Source organism: Streptomyces sp. 891-h, from assembly GCF_022760275.1.
Classification (GTDB): Bacteria; Actinomycetota; Actinomycetes; order Streptomycetales; family Streptomycetaceae; genus Streptomyces; species Streptomyces spirodelae.
Genome location: NZ_CP050693.1, coordinates 1,569,803 through 1,587,179, shown reverse-complemented (window position 1 = coordinate 1,587,179; position 17,377 = coordinate 1,569,803). Strand labels below are relative to the sequence as shown.

17 protein-coding genes are annotated in these 17,377 nt (G+C 71.4%); 14 read left to right on the top strand and 3 right to left on the bottom strand.

Annotated elements, in window-relative coordinates:
• Nucleotides 1-193: 193 nt before the first annotated feature.
• A complete protein-coding gene (locus tag HC362_RS06655) occupies nucleotides 194-877 on the bottom strand; it encodes a nucleotidyltransferase family protein (protein ID WP_243082999.1) in 684 nt (227 codons plus the stop codon).
• Between the two features lie 196 nt (nucleotides 878-1,073).
• Between HC362_RS06655 and HC362_RS06650 the strand changes: the two genes are divergently transcribed.
• A complete protein-coding gene (locus HC362_RS06650) occupies nucleotides 1,074-1,430 on the top strand; it encodes a DUF5955 family protein (RefSeq protein ID WP_243082998.1) in 357 nt (118 codons plus the stop codon).
• A gap of 67 nt (nucleotides 1,431-1,497) precedes the next feature.
• On the opposite strand, the gene HC362_RS06645 is transcribed toward HC362_RS06650, so the two are convergent.
• On the bottom strand, nucleotides 1,498-2,307 hold the full coding sequence (locus HC362_RS06645; RefSeq protein WP_209264177.1) for an IclR family transcriptional regulator: 810 nt from the start codon (nucleotides 2,305-2,307) through the stop codon (nucleotides 1,498-1,500).
• A 281-nt stretch (nucleotides 2,308-2,588) separates the two neighbouring features.
• On the opposite strand from HC362_RS06645, the gene allB reads away from it, so the two are divergent.
• The 7 genes from allB to HC362_RS06610 all read left to right on the top strand — a co-directional run bounded on the left by allB (nucleotide 2,589) and on the right by HC362_RS06610 (nucleotide 9,699).
• The gene (gene allB, locus HC362_RS06640) at nucleotides 2,589-3,932 is read left to right on the top strand and encodes an allantoinase AllB (protein ID WP_243082997.1); all 1,344 of its coding nucleotides are present in this window, start codon (nucleotides 2,589-2,591) and stop codon (nucleotides 3,930-3,932) included.
• Nucleotides 3,929-5,062: an allantoicase gene (alc, locus tag HC362_RS06635; RefSeq protein ID WP_243082996.1), complete on the top strand. Its 1,134-nt coding sequence runs from the start codon at nucleotides 3,929-3,931 to the stop codon at nucleotides 5,060-5,062. The genes allB and alc overlap by 4 nt, the downstream gene beginning before the upstream one ends.
• A gap of 153 nt (nucleotides 5,063-5,215) precedes the next feature.
• Nucleotides 5,216-5,647, top strand: a complete 432-nt coding sequence (locus HC362_RS06630; RefSeq protein ID WP_243082995.1) for a ribonuclease — start codon at nucleotides 5,216-5,218, stop codon at nucleotides 5,645-5,647.
• Between the two features lie 389 nt (nucleotides 5,648-6,036).
• Nucleotides 6,037-6,966: a sugar kinase gene (locus tag HC362_RS06625; RefSeq protein WP_209264347.1), complete on the top strand. Its 930-nt coding sequence runs from the start codon at nucleotides 6,037-6,039 to the stop codon at nucleotides 6,964-6,966.
• A gap of 180 nt (nucleotides 6,967-7,146) precedes the next feature.
• Nucleotides 7,147-7,800, top strand: coding sequence for a bifunctional 4-hydroxy-2-oxoglutarate aldolase/2-dehydro-3-deoxy-phosphogluconate aldolase (eda, locus tag HC362_RS06620; RefSeq protein ID WP_243082994.1), 654 nt, complete (start codon nucleotides 7,147-7,149; stop codon nucleotides 7,798-7,800).
• A gap of 60 nt (nucleotides 7,801-7,860) precedes the next feature.
• Nucleotides 7,861-9,090: a cytochrome P450 gene (locus HC362_RS06615; RefSeq protein ID WP_243082993.1), complete on the top strand. Its 1,230-nt coding sequence runs from the start codon at nucleotides 7,861-7,863 to the stop codon at nucleotides 9,088-9,090.
• A 114-nt stretch (nucleotides 9,091-9,204) separates the two neighbouring features.
• The gene (locus HC362_RS06610; RefSeq protein ID WP_243082992.1) at nucleotides 9,205-9,699 is read left to right on the top strand and encodes a GNAT family N-acetyltransferase; all 495 of its coding nucleotides are present in this window, start codon (nucleotides 9,205-9,207) and stop codon (nucleotides 9,697-9,699) included.
• Between the two features lie 91 nt (nucleotides 9,700-9,790).
• On the opposite strand, the gene HC362_RS06605 is transcribed toward HC362_RS06610, so the two are convergent.
• Complete coding sequence (locus HC362_RS06605; RefSeq protein ID WP_243082991.1) at nucleotides 9,791-10,816, bottom strand: Gfo/Idh/MocA family oxidoreductase; 1,026 nt, start codon at nucleotides 10,814-10,816, stop codon at nucleotides 9,791-9,793.
• A 143-nt stretch (nucleotides 10,817-10,959) separates the two neighbouring features.
• On the opposite strand from HC362_RS06605, the gene HC362_RS06600 reads away from it, so the two are divergent.
• The 6 genes from HC362_RS06600 to HC362_RS06575 all read left to right on the top strand — a co-directional run bounded on the left by HC362_RS06600 (nucleotide 10,960) and on the right by HC362_RS06575 (nucleotide 17,288).
• Entirely contained in the window at nucleotides 10,960-11,679 is a 720-nt protein-coding gene (locus tag HC362_RS06600; protein WP_279240175.1) for a GntR family transcriptional regulator, read from the top strand.
• 259 nt (nucleotides 11,680-11,938) lie between these two features.
• Nucleotides 11,939-12,925 carry a sugar ABC transporter substrate-binding protein gene (locus tag HC362_RS06595; RefSeq protein WP_243088393.1) on the top strand — a complete coding sequence of 329 codons (987 nt, stop codon included), beginning with the start codon at nucleotides 11,939-11,941 and terminating at the stop codon, nucleotides 12,923-12,925.
• Nucleotides 12,922-14,013 carry an ABC transporter permease gene (locus HC362_RS06590; protein ID WP_243082990.1) on the top strand — a complete coding sequence of 364 codons (1,092 nt, stop codon included), beginning with the start codon at nucleotides 12,922-12,924 and terminating at the stop codon, nucleotides 14,011-14,013. Before HC362_RS06595 ends, HC362_RS06590 begins: the two co-directional genes overlap by 4 nt.
• A complete protein-coding gene (locus HC362_RS06585; RefSeq protein ID WP_243082989.1) occupies nucleotides 14,010-14,834 on the top strand; it encodes an ATP-binding cassette domain-containing protein in 825 nt (274 codons plus the stop codon). The genes HC362_RS06590 and HC362_RS06585 overlap by 4 nt, the downstream gene beginning before the upstream one ends.
• A gap of 702 nt (nucleotides 14,835-15,536) precedes the next feature.
• Nucleotides 15,537-16,628, top strand: coding sequence for an ROK family glucokinase (locus HC362_RS06580; RefSeq protein WP_209264344.1), 1,092 nt, complete (start codon nucleotides 15,537-15,539; stop codon nucleotides 16,626-16,628).
• A gap of 57 nt (nucleotides 16,629-16,685) precedes the next feature.
• Nucleotides 16,686-17,288, top strand: coding sequence for a hypothetical protein (locus HC362_RS06575; RefSeq protein WP_243082988.1), 603 nt, complete (start codon nucleotides 16,686-16,688; stop codon nucleotides 17,286-17,288).
• The last annotated feature ends 89 nt before the right edge of the window (nucleotides 17,289-17,377 follow it).

Below are 17,377 nucleotides of genomic sequence, written 5' to 3'. Positions count from 1 at the left end.
CGACGAGCGGTGAACTGCGGCCGCCGGGCGATGTGCGGCGCGAGGCGGCGCGGTGTGGCACGGGGTGTCGCGCCCCGCGCCGGGCACGCGGGACACGTTCAGGGCACCTTCGGGACAGGAAGGTGCTTCTGATCAGTGGAGATTAGTTTCCTCATAGTGGAACTTCAAGAGTTTGTTGACGTCGAGATATCCCTCACGCCGATTCGCCCCCGGAACCGGCCCCTCCCTGGCCCCGGGTGCCACCCCCCGGCCCGCGCAGTCGGTGCAGGTCCTGCGGGGTGTCGATATCGGCGGGGTCGGCGATGTCGGCGCACTCGACCAGCGTCAACTCGCTCTCCCGCGCGCGCAGATAGCCGCGTGCCCCCGCGTCCGCCGACGCGCCGCGGGCGATCCCGTCCCAGTGCGCGGCGCCCAGCAGCACGGGGTGGCCGCGGCGGCCGTCGTACGCGGCCGAGGCGAGAGTGGCCGGGGAGCGGTAGGCGGCCCGCACCCGTGCCACCGCTCGGGCACCGATACCGGGCTGGTCCACCAGCAGGACCAGCACCGCGTCCGCTCCGGAGACCGCCGTCAGCCCGGCCCGCAGCGAGCCGCCCATCCCCTCCGCCCACCCCGGGTTGTCGACCAGGACGCAGCCGGACAGCTCCGCCGTCTCCCGCACCTGCTCGGCGGCCGCGCCCACCACCACGTACACCGGAGCGCAGCCGCCCTCCCGCAGTACCCGCACCGCGTGCTCCACCAGCGGCCGGCCGCCGTGCCGCAGCAGCGCCTTCGGGCGGCCGCCCAGCCGCCGCCCGCCACCGGCGGCCAGCAGCAGCCCGGCCACGCGCGGCTGTGCACCGACCCCCCGGTCATCCGATGTCTGTTCCCGCTGCGTCATGTGTTCATGGATATCGCACGTGAGGGGGACCTCGGCCGTCATCCTTGGGGACGATCATCCGAAAAGGCACCCTGAAATCTCGCGTTCCGTGTGGCGCCACACGCGTAGAGTGGCGTTTACTGTCGGAATCTCCGGCAGGAGGGGCCAACTCCTTGGAGGAAAGCGGTACTCGCGCTTCACGGGCGCGGGACATCCCATGTGGGGGGAGAACGTGCGAAGCGAGACTGTGGGGAAACGGCGGGTGGTGGCCGCCGGGCACGACGCCGGCGCCGACCCGCGTATCGAGGCGCTGAGCCGGGCCGTGCACCGGATGCGGCGCGCGTTGGACGGGCATCCCGCTGAGCTGCGTGACCGTCGGGAGGCCGAACGGGAGCTGGAGGCCCTCGCCGCAGCGGTCCGTTCCGGAGCACCGGTCGCGGAGGAGCTGAGGCACTCGCTGCTGCTGCTCGCGGCCGCTGTCGGCTCGGTGAGCGCCCTCGCGCGCCCGCTGGTCGCGGTCCGTGAGGCCGTCGAACTCTTCGGCACCGGCCGACGCCCGACGGGCACCGGCTGACCGCCCGACGGGCACCGGCTGACGGAGCCGGCGGGCGCCGGGCACGAAGGCCGAGGGCCCCTGTTGGTTATTGGCTCCCCGCGGAGCTGGCCAGCGCGGCCGAGAGGTCGGCGGCGACCTCGTGCAGCAGAGGGACGAACTTGTCGGTGGCCGCCTCGGTGACGCGGCCGGCCGGGCCCGAGATGGAGATGGCCGCCGAGGTGGGGGAGTCGGGCACGGAGACGGCGATGCAGCGCACGCCGATCTCCTGCTCGTTGTCGTCGGTGGCGTACCCGGCCTCGCGGACGTGTGCGAGCGCCTCCAGGAAGCCCTCCGGGGTGGTGATCGTCTTCTCGGTGGCCGCGGGCATGCCGGTACGGCTGAGCAGGGCGCGGACCTGGTCGTCCGGGGTGTGCGCGAGCAGCACCTTGCCCACCCCGGTGGAGTGCGGCAGCACCCGGCGGCCGACCTCGGTGAACATCCGCATCGAGTGCCTGGAGGGCACCTGCGCGACGTAGACGACCTCGTCGCCGTCGAGCAGTGCCATGTTCGCCGTCTCGCCCGTCTCCTCCACCAGCCGGGCCAGATAGGGACGGGCCCAGGTGCCCAGCAGCCGTGCCGCGCTCTCCCCGAGCCGGATCAGCCGGGGGCCGAGCGCGTAGCGCCGGTTGGGCTGCTGGCGGACGTAGCCGCAGGAGACGAGGGTGCGCATCAGCCGGTGGATGGTGGGCAGCGGCAGCCCGCTGGCGGCCGAGAGCTCGCTGAGCCCGACCTCGCCCCCGGCGTCGGCCATCCGCTCCAGCAGGTCGAAGGCCCGCTCGAGGGACTGCACCCCGCCGGAGTTGGCGGGTGCCGTGGCAGCCTGGGGGGTGGTTGTGTGCTCTGCGGACGGCGGCACGTCGCGTTCCTTTCCTGGCCTGCGGTCAGGCGCATGGTATCGAGGGCGGGAGCCCCGGGGGCTTTCCCCGGGAAGTTCGCCCTCCTTGTACACGCCCGGGCGCGGGCGCCGGTTTCCGTATGACGGCAGCCCTTCCTTCTGCATGACGAAATTCTAGTTCCATTTTGCGGACTTCTCCAGAGGGAACCCCTTGACGGGCCCACCCGGCCGCATGAAGATTCGTACGACCGAACCTTTCAACAGAACGTTGAAAGTGCTGCTGGATCTGGAGGAGGTCGGCCTTGTCCGACGTGCGGCTCGCCCTGCGCTCACGGCGCGTTCTCACCCCGGAGGGAGAGCGTCCGGCAACCGTGACGGTGAACGGCGAGGGCCGGATCGCCGCTGTGCTGCCGTACGACGCCGAGGTGCCCCCCGGGGCGGCCCTGGAGGACATCGGCGAGGACGCGCTGCTGCCCGGCCTGGTCGACACCCACGTCCATGTCAACGATCCCGGGCGCGCCGAGTGGGAGGGCTTCTGGACGGCCACCCGCGCCGCCGCGGCAGGCGGCATCACCACGATCATCGACATGCCGCTCAACTCGCTGCCGCCGACCACCACGGCCGAGAACCTGCGGATCAAGCGCGCGGTCGCCGAACCCAAGGCCCACGTCGACGTCGGCTTCTGGGGCGGAGCCGTCCCCGGGAACGTCGCCGAGCTGCGACCGCTGCACGAGGCGGGGGTCTTCGGCTTCAAGTGCTTCCTCTCCCCCTCAGGGGTGGAGGAGTTCCCCGAACTCGACCGCCCGCGACTGGCCGCCGCCATGGCCGAGATCGCCTCCTTCGACGGGCTGCTGATCGTGCACGCCGAGGACCCCGGCAGGCTGGCCGCAGCACCGCAGAAGGGCGGCCCCGCCTACGCCGACTTCCTCGCCTCCCGTCCCCGGTCGGCCGAGAACGACGCCATCGCGCTGCTCCTCGGACTCGCCGCCGAGCACGGCACCCGGGTGCACGTACTGCACCTCTCCTCCGCCGACGCGCTGCCGCTGCTGGCCAAGGCCAGGGCCGAGGGGCTGCCCGTCACCGCCGAGACCTGCCCGCACTTCCTCACCCTCACGGCCGAGGAGGTCCCCGACGGCGCCACCGAGTTCAAGTGCTGCCCGCCCATCCGGGAGAAGGAGAACCAGGACGCGCTGTGGCAGGGCCTGGCCGACGGCACCCTCGACTGCGTCGTCTCCGACCACTCGCCCTGCACCACCGACCTGAAGACCGGCGACTTCGGCACCGCCTGGGGCGGTATCTCCTCCCTCCAGCTCGGCCTGCCCGCTGTCTGGACCGAGGCACGCCGCCGCGGGCTCGCCCTGACCGACGTCGCCCGCTGGATGTCCGAGGCGCCGGCCGGGCTGGCCGGCCTGCGGAGCAAGGGCGCCATCGCACCGGGCCTGGACGCCGACTTCGCGGTCCTCGCCCCCGAGGACACCTTCACCGTGGACCCGGCCCGCCTCCACCACCGCAACCAGGTGACCGCCTACGCCGGCAGGACACTGCACGGCGTCGTCCGCTCCGCATGGCTGCGCGGCGAACGCGTCGCCGACCACGGAGTGCCCACCGGCAAGACCGGACGACTCATCGAAAGGAAGACCGCATGACAGCGGCGCAGACCGCAGGCATACCCGCCTACACCGGCGACGCGGAGCCCTACCAGGGCGGCGACACCTACGCCGACTACCGCGCGCCACAGGGCGGGTTCCCCTTCGCACACCTCCCCGATCTGGCCGACCGCAGGCTGGGCGCCACTGTCATCGCCGCCAACGACGAGTTCTTCGCCGAGCGGGAGAATCTGCTCAACCCCGAGCGCGCCGAGTTCGACCCGCACGCCTTCCAGCACAAGGGCAAGGTCATGGACGGCTGGGAGACCCGCCGCCGCCGCGGGGCCTCGGCCGAGATCCCGCACCCGGCCGACGACGAGCACGACTGGGCGCTGGTCAAGCTCGGCGCGCCCGGTGTCGTCCGCGGCCTGGTGGTGGACACCGCGCACTTCCGCGGCAACTACCCGCCGGCCGTCTCCGTCGAGGCCACCTGCGTACCCGGCGCTCCCTCGCCCGAGGAGCTGCTGGCCGACGACGTGAAGTGGACGACGCTCGTCCCGCGTACCCCCGTCGGCGGCCACGCGGCCAACGGCTTCCTGGTCACCGAGGAGCGCCGCTTCACCCACCTGCGGCTGCGCCAGTACCCCGACGGCGGCATCGCCCGGCTGCGGGTGCACGGCGAAGTGGTCGCCGACCCCGAGTGGCTGGCGGCGCTGGGCACCTTCGACCTGGTGGCGCTGGAGAACGGCGGACTGGCCGAGGACGCCTCCGACCGCTTCTTCTCCTCGCCGGTCAACAGCATCCTGCCGGGCCGTTCGCAGAAGATGGACGAGGGCTGGGAGACCCGGCGGCGCCGCGACACGGGCCACGACTGGGTCAGCTATGCCCTGGCCGGACAGGGCCGGATCCGCGCCGTCGAGGTCGACACCGCCTGCTACCGGGGCAACGCCGCCGGGTGGGTGAGCCTGGTGGGCAAGGACGGCGAGACGGGGGAGTGGACCGAACTCCTGCCCCGCACCCGGCTCCAGCCCGACACCATCCACCGCTTCCTGCCGGCCGACGCACCGCCGGTCACCCATGTGCGGATGGACATCTTCCCGGACGGTGCGATTGCCCGGCTCCGTCTGCACGGCTCGCTGACGGAGGAGGGCGCGAGCCGACTGCGCGCCCGCCACGCCGAGCTGAGCTGACGCTGCGTCGTGCTGACGTCAGCGGTTCCCGAGGGGGCGGGCGGCGCACACGCCGCCCGCCCCCTCCGTCTCGGCTCACTTACGTGTGAACGAGCGGCAAAATTCCGCGAGTTGGCATTGACATGCCATCTACGCGCGTCACCATAGGGTGACATGAGATTCCCCCCACGCCTCAGCCGTATCGGTGCCGTCTCAGCACTCGCCGCCGCCGTGTTCGTCGGCGGCCCGGCCCTCACCACTGCGCCCGCGTCCGCGGCGCCGGTGGCGCACTCCGCGGTCGCGGCACCGCAGATCACCGCCGTCGGCGACATCTGTCAGTCCAAGCTCCCGCCCGAGGCCCACGACACCCTCGATCTCATCGAGCAGGGCGGCCCCTACCCCTACCCCCAGGACGGCACCGTCTTCGAGAACCGCGAAGGCATCCTGCCGGACCAGGACCAGGGCTACTACCACGAGTACACCGTCAAGACGCCGGGCTCCGACGACCGTGGCGCGCGCCGCATCGTCACCGGCGAGAAGGACCAGGAGGACTACTACACCGCCGACCACTACGAGTCCTTCGATCTGGTCGACTACACCTGTTGATCCCGGCGACGTTGTGCTCCGCGGCTCTGCTGCGGAGCACACACGTGTGTGGGGCGGAGATGTGCCCCGTCAGGGGCGCGGGGAACTGCGCGAGCAACCGCAGCGCACCCGCAGTCCGCGACGGCGCGCAGGGGCACCCCCTCCCCGGAGCCGGAGGAGGCGCATCCCCTCCCGGCGGCGCGAGGGCGTCACTCGGCGGTTGTCCTGAATGGGACAACCGCCGCCACTTTGCGGGTAACGTACGGTCCTTACCCAGTGTCCCGCCCCCCGGGGGGGTGGCTTACCCGGCGTAAACGGGTAACGTTCCCCACAGAGAGTGATGCGTGGGCGGTAGATATGGGGAGTTACCGGTGAGAAACGGCCCGGAGGCGGTCACCTGCGGTGAGGCCATGCTGCTGATGCTCGCCGAGCCCGGCCTCCCATTGGAACGCGCGGCACACTTCCGGCGTTCCGTGGCGGGTGCCGAGTCCAACGTGGCGGCAGGACTCGCCCGGCTGGGCCACTGGGCCCGCTGGATCGGCCGCGTCGGGGACGACCCGGCCGGCGAGGCCGTGCTGCGGGAACTGCGCGCCGACGGCGTGGACGTCTCCTGCGCCGAGATGGACCCCGAATCACCGACCGGCCTCCTGCTGCGCGACAGCCATCCGCATCGCGCCATCGACGTGCAGTACTACCGCACCGGTTCGGCCGCTTCCCTGCTCAGCCCCGCCCAGATCACCCCCGAAGCCCTCGCCGGAGTGCGGCTCGTCCACGTCACCGGCATCACCCCGATGCTCTCCGAGGACGCCGAGCAGGCCACCTACGCGCTCATCGAAGGGGCCCGGCAGACCGGCGCCACCGTCTCCTTCGACCCCAACGTCCGCCGGAAGCTGGGCAGCGACCACGAGTGGATACGGCGCGTCGGCCCGCTGCTGCGCGAGGCCGACCTGGTCCTCGCGGGGGAGGACGAGATCGAACTGCTGCTGGGCGCGGGTCCCGAGGAGGGCGCCAAGGCCCTGCTGACCCTCGGCCGCGCCGGCACGGTCGTCATCAAGCACCGCGACCACACCGCCGTCGCGCACACCGCCGAAGGCCAGTGGCGTCAGCCGCCGTTCGAGGTTCCGGTGGTGGACCCGGTGGGAGCCGGTGACGCGTTCGCGGCCGGCTGGCTCTCGGCCCGGCTGCGCGGACTCGACCACCAGCGGGCGCTCGCCGAAGCGGCCTGCGTGGCGGCGCTCGTCGTCCAGGCGCCCGGCGACACCGACGGGCTGCCCACGGCCGCCGCGCGTGACCGCGCCCTCGAGGCATTTACCCGGGGCACCGACCCGGTGCACCGCTGACCGCACCCCAGGGACACCACGCACCCCACACCTCAAGCGCTCCAGGCACCTCAAGCACCCCAGACATCTCAAGCACTCCAGGCACCCCGAGCACACCAGGGACCCGAGGCACACCCCAGTAGGCCCGGTACGGCGAGGGCCGGCCCCCATCCGACAGATCAAGAGAGGCGGCGAACTGCCGTGTACCGCTGGGAGATCACCAGAGCGGCGCTGGAACAGCGCGTCATCGCCATCGTCCGCGCGGACAGCTACGAGAAGGCCACCGCGACAGCAGACACCCTGCTCGGCGCGGGGCTGACCAGCCTGGAGATCTCACTGACCACTCCCTACGCGCTGGACGCGATCAGCACCCTGCGCCGCGAGACCGGCGACGACTCGGTGATCGGCGCCGGCACCGTCCTCGACAGCGCCTCGGCCCGCCTCGCCATCGACGCCGGCGCCCGCTATCTGGTCTCGCCCAGCCTCGACGAGGAGGTCATACGCACCGGACACCGCTACGGCGTACCGGTCTTCCCCGGCGTCTCCACCCCCACCGAGATGGTCAGGGCACTGGAGATGGGCGCCGACGGGCTGAAACTCTTCCCCGCCTCGCTGCACGGGCCCGGCTGGCTGCGGGACGTCACAGCCGCGCTGCCGCAGGCACCCGTGGTGCCGACCGGCGGGGTCACCCTGGAGTCGGCGCCCGAGTGGATCGCGGCGGGCGCCGTCGCCTGCGGAATGGGCTCGGCCCTCACCGCGGGGGACGAGTGGGAGCCGGTCGCCAAGCGGGTGACCGAACTCCTCCAGCGCCTGGAGGACGCCGCACCGGGTGACCGGGGAGCGGGCGCTCGCTGACGACGGCCTGGCCGAAAACGCCCCGGTGAAGTTCCGGAAGACCGCTCCTACGCTCACCGTATGGCCGACCGGAGCGTGCTGGAAAAGATCCCGGAAACCGACGGCGTCGTCGATCTCGCCGCGCTGGGGGACGACTACGTCCGCGACCCCTACCCCGTATACGCCGCACTGCGCCGACGCGGGCCCGTCCACCATGTCCGCACCCCGGAAGGGGTGCTCGCCTGGCTGGTGGTCGGCCACGACGCGGCGCGGGCGGCCCTCACCGACGAACGGCTCTCCAAGAACTGGGTCAACGCCTCGCCCGAGGCCGGCTCGCTGACGGTCTCGCCCGGCCGCCACATGCTGATCAGCGACCCGCCCGACCACACCCGGCTGCGCAAGCTGATCGCCAGGGAGTTCACCCCGCGCCGTATCGCCGCGCTGGAGCCGCGTATCCGGGAGCTGACAGCCGGGCTGCTGGACACGATGCTGGCGCACCCCGAGGGACGGGCCGATCTGGTCGCCTCGCTGGCTTTCCCGCTCCCGATCGCGGTGATCTGCGAACTGCTGGGCGTGCCCGACCTGGACCGGGAGGCCTTCAAGAAGTGGTCCGACCACGTACTGAGCTACGCGCCCGAGGAGGAGAAGCGCGGCTCGGTGCAGGCGCTGGCCGGCTATCTGACGCAGCTGCTGGACCACCAGCGCGCCCACCCGGGCGACGACCTGCTGAGCACGCTGATCCGCACCAGCGACGAGGACGGCGACCGGCTCTCCACGAACGAACTCCTCGGTATGGCCTGGCTGTTGCTGATCGCCGGATACGAGACGACCGTGGGGCTGATCGCCAACGGCACCCTGGCGCTGCTGTGCCACCCCGACCAGCTCGCCGCGCTGCGCGCCGACCCCGCGCTGCTGCCGGACGCCGTCGAGGAGATGCTCCGCTACGACGGGCCCGTCGAGGTGTCCACCTACCGCTTCACCCTGGAACCGATCGAGATCGGCGGCACGCTGATCCCCGGGGACGGCCAGCTCGTCCTGCCGGTGCTGGCCGACGCGGACCGCGACCCGGACCGCTTCCCCGACAGCGACAGCTTCGACATCCGCCGCCGGACGCGCGGCCACCTCGCTTTCGGCCACGGCATCCACTTCTGTCTGGGCGCCCCGCTGGCCCGCCTGGAGGCGCGGGTCGCCTTCGAGCTGCTGCTGAGCCGCACGGCCCGGCTGGAGCTCGACGCCCACCCCGCCGCGCTGGAGTGGCGGAGGGGTACGGTGCTGCGCGGGGTGAAGAGCCTGCCCGTGCGTTTCGGGTGAGTACGCGCCGCTTGTCCCGGCGGGGTACGGGTGAGGTGCGTCGGTGGAGTGTCGGCCGGGGAACGTGTTGTGAAGCCTGGACCACTGCTCGGACCTGGCTCGTAGGCTACCGGCATGCGGATCAGTCAGTGCCGGCAAGAAGACCTCGAGCTGCTCGACCAGCACATGCCGTTCCGTGTGGCGTCCGCGCAGTACGAGGCACGCTACGCGCGGCAGCGGGAGGGCCGCGCCACCGTTCTCGTCGCCTGGCGGGAGCGGCGGCCGGTCGGCAGCTGCGAGGTCCGCTGGGAGGGGTGCGAGGCGCCCGAGGTACGCGCGGCACACCCCGGCTGCCCCGAGGTGAACGGGCTCAGCGTATGGCCCGAGGCGCTGCGCTCGCTGGGCGTCGGCACGGCCCTCATCCGTGAGGCGGAGCGGCTGGCCACCGGGCGGGGCTGTCGCGCCATCGGACTCGGCGTCGAGAAGAACAACCCGCGCGCCAGCGCGCTCTACGGCCGCCTCGGCTACCGCGCCTCCGTGCCGTATCTGGACTGCTGGAGCTACCAGGACGGCGCCGGGGTCGCGCACCGGGTGGCCGACGCGTGCGTCTTCATGGTGAAGCCGCTGTAGCCACCTCCTGCTGCGGCGCGCCCCCCCGGGCCGGGTCGAGCCGGGCCGGGTCGAGCCGGGCCAGGCCGGGCCGGGGCGCGCCGGAGGAGGTTCAGTCGGCAGGAGCCGGCTCGGGCGCGTTCGCCAGGGTGGCGACCTCCACCGGCGTGCCCGTCGCGCGTGACACCTCGCAGGCTTCAGCGGTCAGGAGGGCGGCGAGGGCTTCCCGCCCGTCGCAGGGATTGGGTACCTCGCCGCGTACGGCCCGGATGAAGGTGGCGATCTCCGCCTCGTACGCGGGGCCGAAGCGGTCGAGGAAGCCGGGCCAGGGCTTGTCGGGCGCCCAGGGCGCTGTCGGCTCCAGCGAGGTGAGCGGCGTACGCGCGTCCAGGCCGACGGCGAACTGGTCCAGCTCGCCCGCGAGTTCCATGCGTACGTCGTACCCGGCGCCGTTCACCCGGGTTGCGGTGGCCGTGCACAGGGTGCCGTCGTCCAGGGTGAGGAGCGCGGCGGCGGTGTCGACGTCGCCCGCTTCGCGGAACATCGCGGGTCCCGCATCGGAGCCCGCCGCGTAGACGGAGACGATCTCGCGTCCGGTCACCCAGCGGACGGCGTCGAAGTCGTGGACGAGGCAGTCCCGGTAGAGCCCTCCCGAGTGCGGCAGGTACTCGGCGGGCGGCGGCGCCGGGTCCGAGGTGAGGGCCCGCACGGTGTGCAGCCGTCCGAGCCTGCCGTTGCGCACGGCCTCCCGCGCCGCCGAGTAGCCGGCGTCGAAGCGCCGCATGAAGCCGATCTGCAACAGGGTGCCCGCCGTCTCGACTTCCGCCAGCGCCTCCCGGGTGCCCGCCAGGTCCAGGGCGATCGGCTTCTCGCAGAAGACGGGGAGTCCGCGCCTGGCCGCCGTGCGGATGAGTTCGGCGTGGGAGGCGGTGGCCGAGGCGATGACCACGGCGTGGATGTCGAGGGAGAACAGCTCGGCGACGTTGGGTACCGAGGTGGCGTCGAGTGCGGCGGCGACCTCGACGGCGCGCATCGCGTCCGCGTCCGTGACCACCAGCTCGGTCACCTCGGGATGCGCGCTGAGCGTGCGGGCGTGAAGGGTTCCGATCCGGCCGGTGCCGATGAGTCCGATGCGCATGGCCCTACGCTGGCGCGGATCACTCAGCCCTGTCAACGTTTTGTCTTTTCGTCCTGACAATCGAATGTACGGTTCCCGAGCGAACGGAAGAGCACTACGCTCCTCCCGTGGCCAAGAATGATCCGGTGGACCTGCAGCTCAGTGTGGACCGCGCCAGCCCCGTCCCGCTCTACTTCCAGCTCTCCCAGCAACTGGAGAGCGCCATCGAGCGCGGGAAGCTCGCGCCGGGGAGCCTGCTGGGCAACGAGATCGAGCTCGCCGGCCGCCTCGGACTGTCCCGGCCCACCGTCCGGCAGGCCATCCAGTCCCTCGTCGACAAGGGACTGCTCGTGCGCCGCCGCGGGATCGGCACCCAGGTCGTGCACAGCCAGGTCAAGCGGCCCATGGAGCTGAGCAGCCTCTACGACGACCTGGAGGCGGCGGGCCAGCGCCCCGCGACCCAGGTGCTGCGGCAGTGCGTCGAGGAGGCCACGGCCCAGGTCGCCGCAGCGCTGGCGGTGCCGGAGGGCGCCGAGGTGCTGCTGGTCGAACGGCTGCGGCTGGCACACGGCGAGCCCATGGCCCATATGCGCAACCATCTGCCGGCCGGTCTGCTCACCCCGCGGGAGGGCGAGCTGGAGAGCACGGGGCTGTACCGGCTGATGCGCGGAGCGGGGGTGACGCTGCACTCGGCGCGGCAGACCGTGGGCGCCCGGGTCGCCGACGCGGCCGAGGCGAAGCTGCTGGGGGAGACAGAGGGGGCCCCGCTGCTGACGATGGAGCGCACGACGTACGACGACACGGGGCGGGCCGTCGAGTACGGCTCTCATCTCTACCGCGCTTCCCGCTACTCCTTCGACTTCCAGTTGTTGGTGCGTTCCTGAGGTCCCTGAGAGGTGTCATGTGAGTGTGAGAGAGCCTGGCGCCGGTCCCCTTGACGGTCACCCCCCGCGCGGCTACGCATCCGGGGCAGGCCGGGCGCCGGCGGACCCGTCGGACGGTTTCCGGCCACCGTGGCGGATACTTGTGCGAAGATCCGCGGCGGTCCCCGGCCGCGGCCGTACCGACCGTGTCCCTACCCAGAGAGCAGAACAGGTGGCCAGCGTGCAAAGGTCCCGTACGTCCCGCAGATCCATACGCGCGATGGGGGCCGCGGTGGCGGCGACGCTGGTCGCTGTGGTCGCGCTCGCCGGGTGCAGCAGCACCGGCGGCAAGCGGGCCGAGGAGGCGCGCGAGAAGGCGGCCTCCGGCAAGGCCAATGTCACCACCCCGCGCTGGAAGTTCGCGATGGTCACCCACTCCGGTGACGGCGACACCTACTGGGACATCGTGCAGAGCGGTGCCAAGCAGGCCGCGGCCAAGGACAACATCGAGTTCCTCTACTCGCACGACGAGGAGGCCGGCCGCCAGGCCCAGCTCGTCCAGACGGCGATCGACAAGAAGGTGGACGGCCTGATCGTCACCCTCGCCAAGCCCGACGCCATGAAGCGCGTCGTGAAGAAGGCCGTCAAGGCAGGCATTCCGGTCATCACCATCAACTCCGGTCAGGAGGTCTCGCAGAAGTTCGGCGCCTTGACCCATATCGGCCAGGACGAGGTGCTGGCCGGCGAGGCCATCGGCCGGGAGCTGAACAAGCGGGGCAAGAAGAAGGTCCTTTGCGTCATCCACGAGCAGGGCAACGTCGGCCACGAGCAGCGCTGCGACGGCATCGACAAGACCTTCGACGGCAAGGTGAAGAACCAGTACGTGGACGGCACCAACATGCCGGGCGTGCAGTCGTCGGTGGAGGCCAAGCTCCAGTCCGACAAGAAGATCGACGCCGTTGTGACCCTGGGCGCGCCCTTCGCGGCCACCGCGGTGAAGGCCAAGGAGAACGCCGACAGCGACGCCGAGATCGACACCTTCGACCTCAACGACAAGGTCGTCGCCGGGCTCAAGGACGGCACGGTCGGCTTCGCCGTCGACCAGCAGCCCTATATGCAGGGCTACGAGGCCGTCGACCTGCTGTGGCTCTACCGCTACAACGCCGACATGCTCGGCGGCGGCAAGCCGGTGCTCACAGGCCCGCAGATCCTCACCAAGAAGGACGCCGGCAAGCTGGAGGAGCTGACGAAGCGGGGGACCCGATGACGGTCACGACCCAGCCCGGCAACCCCGAGGGCTCCACCGAGCCGCAGGAAGCGGCCCCGGGCCCCGCCGCCATCGACGACCGCCTGGTGCACCGCCCCCTGCCGGTGCGCCTCCTGCGCCGCCCCGAGCTGGGCGCCGTGGTGGGCGCCGTCGCGCTGTTCGTCTTCTTCGCCCTGATCGCCGACAGCTTCCTGCGCCCCTCCAGCCTCTCCACCGTCCTCTACTTCTCCTCCACCCTGGGGATCATGGCGGTGCCGGTCGCGCTGCTGATGATCGGCGGCGAGTTCGATCTGTCGACCGGCGTGATGGTGACGTCCTCGGCGCTGGCCTCCTCGATGTTCAGCTACCAGATGACCGCCAACACCTGGGTGGGTGTCGGTGTCTCGCTGCTGGTCACGCTGGCGATCGGGTTCTTCAACGGCTTCATGCTCACCCGCACCAAGCTGCCCAGCTTCATCATCACGCTGGGCACCTTCCTGATGCTGACGGGCCTCAATCTCGGCCTCACCAAGCTGATCAGCGGCACCGTCACCACCAAGAGCATCAGCGACATGGAGGGCTTCGAATCGGCCAGGGCCGTCTTCGCCTCCACGCTGACCATCGGTGGCGTCGACCTGCAGATCACCATCCTGTGGTGGCTGGCCCTGGTGGCGCTGGCCACCTGGATTCTGCTCCGTACCAACGTCGGCAACTGGATCTTCGCCGTCGGCGGCGGAGTCGACGCGGCCCGCGCGGTCGGTGTCCCCGTCGCCCGCACCAAGATCGGCCTCTATCTGGGCGTCGCCTTCGCCGCCTGGATCTCCGGCCAGCACCTGCTGTTCAACTACGACACCGTCCAGTCGGGCGAGGGCGTCGGCAACGAGCTGATCTACATCGCCGCTGCCGTCATCGGCGGCTGTCTGCTGACCGGCGGCTACGGCTCGGCGGTGGGCGCCGCCATCGGCGCCCTGATCTTCGGCATGGCCAACAAGGGCATCATCTACGCGCAGTGGGACCCCGACTGGTTCAAGTTCTTCCTCGGCGCGATGCTGCTGCTCGCCACGCTGCTGAACGCGTGGATCCGGAAGCGGGCGGAGGCGACCCGATGACTGAGAACGAGAACCTGCCCACGCAGGACCCCGGCGCCGATGCGGCGACCCCCCTTGTGGAGCTGGCCGGGGTCGGCAAGTTCTACGGCAACATCCGCGCCCTCGCGGGCGTCTCCCTGCGGGTGCAGGCGGGCGAGATCACCTGTGTGCTCGGCGACAACGGGGCCGGCAAGTCCACCCTCATCAAGATCATCTCCGGGCTGCACCAGCACGACGGCGGCACCTTCCGCATCCAGGGCGTGGAGACGCGCCTCGCCTCCCCGCGCGAGGCGCTGGAGCGCGGCATCGCCACCGTCTACCAGGACCTCGCGGTGGTCCCGCTCATGCCCGTCTGGCGCAACTTCTTCCTCGGCTCCGAGCCGACCGTGGGCCGGGGGCCCCTGCGCCGCCTCGACGTGCAGTACATGCGGCGCACCACACACAGTGAGCTGCTGCGCATGGGTATCGACCTGCGCGACGTCGACCAGCCCATCGGCACGCTGTCGGGCGGTGAGCGGCAATCGGTGGCCATCGCCCGCGCGGTCCATTTCGGGGCGAAGGTCCTGGTGCTGGACGAGCCGACCGCGGCGCTCGGTGTGAAGCAGAGCGGCGTCGTACTGAAGTACGTGGCCGCTGCGCGGGATGCCGGGTTGGGGGTGGTGCTGATTACGCACAATCCGCACCATGCGTATCTGGTCGGGGACCGTTTCGTGCTGCTCAAGCGCGGGGCGATGGCCGGCGCCTACGAAAAGGAAGAGCTGGAGCTGGAAGAACTGGTCCGCCAGATGGCAGGCGGCAGCGAACTGGAAGAGCTCACCCACGAACTCCGCTCCGCGGGGTAACTCCGTCGGTACCCCCGCCCTTGGTGCCCCCTCTCTTCGGGGTGCCGTGGGTTGTGGACGCACGCCCCGTTCGTGTCCCGGCTCGCCGCCGAGTGGTCGTGTCGGGGGGCGAACCCCTCACGGGTGGCCCGCCGCGTTGTGGACGCACGCCCCGTTTGTGTCCCGGCTTGCCGCCGAGTGGTCGTGTCGGGGGGCTCCGCCCCCCAACGGCCCCCCGCCAGGTGGGCTTCGCCCCCCCTAGAACCCCCCTGCCGCGTGGGACTACCCCATTGCCGTAAAGAGCGTCCCCTCAGTGGTGCGGGTCCGTGGACCGGCCGGTGACGACCCTGCGGGAGTCACCGGCCGGTCCAAGGGCCTCAGGCATGAGCCGGGATGAGTGAACGTCTACCGGGTTGTGCTGTTGCGGAAGGGGGCTCCTAGGGGGGCGAAGCCCCCGTAGCGGGGGGTGGTTGGGGGGCGGAGCCCCCCAGCGCCCGTCCGGCGAGGACCCGGGGGTTTGGGGGCGGAGCCCCCATAAACGACAGACGGTCAGAGGGCTGAGCCCTCAGCCAATGGAGGCGGCACCATCCCCGAAGGGGCATGGCAGAATCGGGCAGGCGGCCCATAAGACCCCTCCCAGAGAGACGACCACTCTTGAACGCGGACAGCTTTCAGCGAGCAGACAGGGTCTACCGACGGCGGACGGGCCCCAGCCCCAGCGTCCTGCGCACGGTCAGCACCCGCGAGCGCCGCTCGCACCTGTCCGCTCCCCGCGTTCCCACCGTCGGCATCGACATCGGCGGCACCAAGGTGATGGCGGGCGTGGTCGACGCCGACGGGACGATCCTGGAGAAGGTCCGCGCCGAGACGCCGGAGAAGTCCAAGAGCCCGAAGGTGGTCGAGGACACCATCGCCGAGCTGGTCCTGGATCTCTCGGACCGGCACGATGTGCACGCCGTCGGCATCGGCGCGGCGGGCTGGATCGACGCCGACCGCTCACGGGTGCTGTTCGCCCCGCATCTGGCCTGGCGTGACGAACCCCTCAAGGACGCGCTCACGGCCCGCCTCGCCGTGCCGGTGATGGTCGACAACGACGCGAACAGCGCGGCCTGGGGCGAGTGGCGGTTCGGCGCCGGGCGCGGCGAGGACCATCTGGTGATGATCACGCTGGGCACCGGGATCGGCGGGGCGATCCTGGAGGACGGCCGGGTCAAGCGGGGCAAGTACGGGGTGGCCGGCGAGTTCGGTCATATGCAGGTGGTTCCCGGCGGCCACCGGTGCCCCTGTGGCAACAGAGGGTGCTGGGAGCAGTACAGCTCGGGGAACGCGCTGGTGCGGGAGGCCCGCGAGCTGGCGGCCGCCGAGTCGCCGGTCGCTTACGGGATCATCGACCGCGTCGGGGGCCAGGTCGGCGATATCACCGGGCCGCTCATCACGGAGCTGGCCCGCTCCGGTGACGCCATGTGCACGGAGCTCTTCCACGAGGTGGGCTCCTGGCTGGGCGTGGGTCTCGCCAACCTCGCGGCGGCCCTGGACCCGTCGTGCTTCGTGATCGGCGGCGGGGTCAGCGCGGCCGACGAACTGCTGATCGAGCCCGCGAGGGAAGCGTTCCGGCGGCAGCTGACCGGGCGCGGCTACCGCCCCGAGGCCCGTATCGTGAAGGCGCAGCTGGGTCCCGAGGCCGGTATGGTCGGTGCGGCGGACCTCGCCCGCCTGGTGGCGCGCCGCTTCCGGCGCGCCAACCGCCGCAGGCTGGAGCGCTACGAGCGCTACGAGCGCGCGGCGGACAACCTGCGCCGGGCCGTCGGCCAGTGACCAGGGCCGACAGCCGCTTCGACGACATCCACCCCACCTCCCGAGACGCCTAGCGCCATGCCGCACACGGACGACAGTTCCCCGCCCCGCGATCCCGAGCGCCCGGACAGCTCCTGGCCGGTCACCGCCGGCGAGCGCCCTCCGCACAAGCCACGTCACCGGGTCTTCGTGCTGCTGATCGTGGTACTGCTGATCGCGCTGCCCGCTGGTTACCTGGTGCAGTCCGCCTTCCAGAGCCGCGCCAGCGGCAAGGACAAGGAGCGGGCCGCCGCGGCGACGAGCCTGGTCTACGGGTATCCCCCCAGAGTCAGCCAGCGCATCTACCACGTCCCGGTGCCGGTCTCGGCGACCCGGGTGGCCTTCTACGAGGCGAACGCATGGCAGAAGAGCACGATGTGGGTCCAGTTCCGCACCAGCCCCAAGCGGCTCACGGAGTTCCTCGGCGACCTCGGCAGCAGCCCCTCCGAGCTGACGAAGGGGGAGGTCGCCATCAGCGACAAGTACGCCAGGAAGGTCGGCTGGCTCTTCGACGAGCCGAAGAGCCACTACCGGAGCCTGCGCATCGAGCAGCCGAAGAGCAAGCCCGATCTGTCGGTCACGGTGGATATGACGTACCCGAGCAGACCACGTGTCTACGTCGTCTCCACCGCCGAATTCTGAGCTCTCACGCCATCTCCACGGCCTGCCCACGCCCCTCGCACGCCCCGCGCACACCGTCTGTACGGCCGCTTCCTGCGGCACCGCGCGGG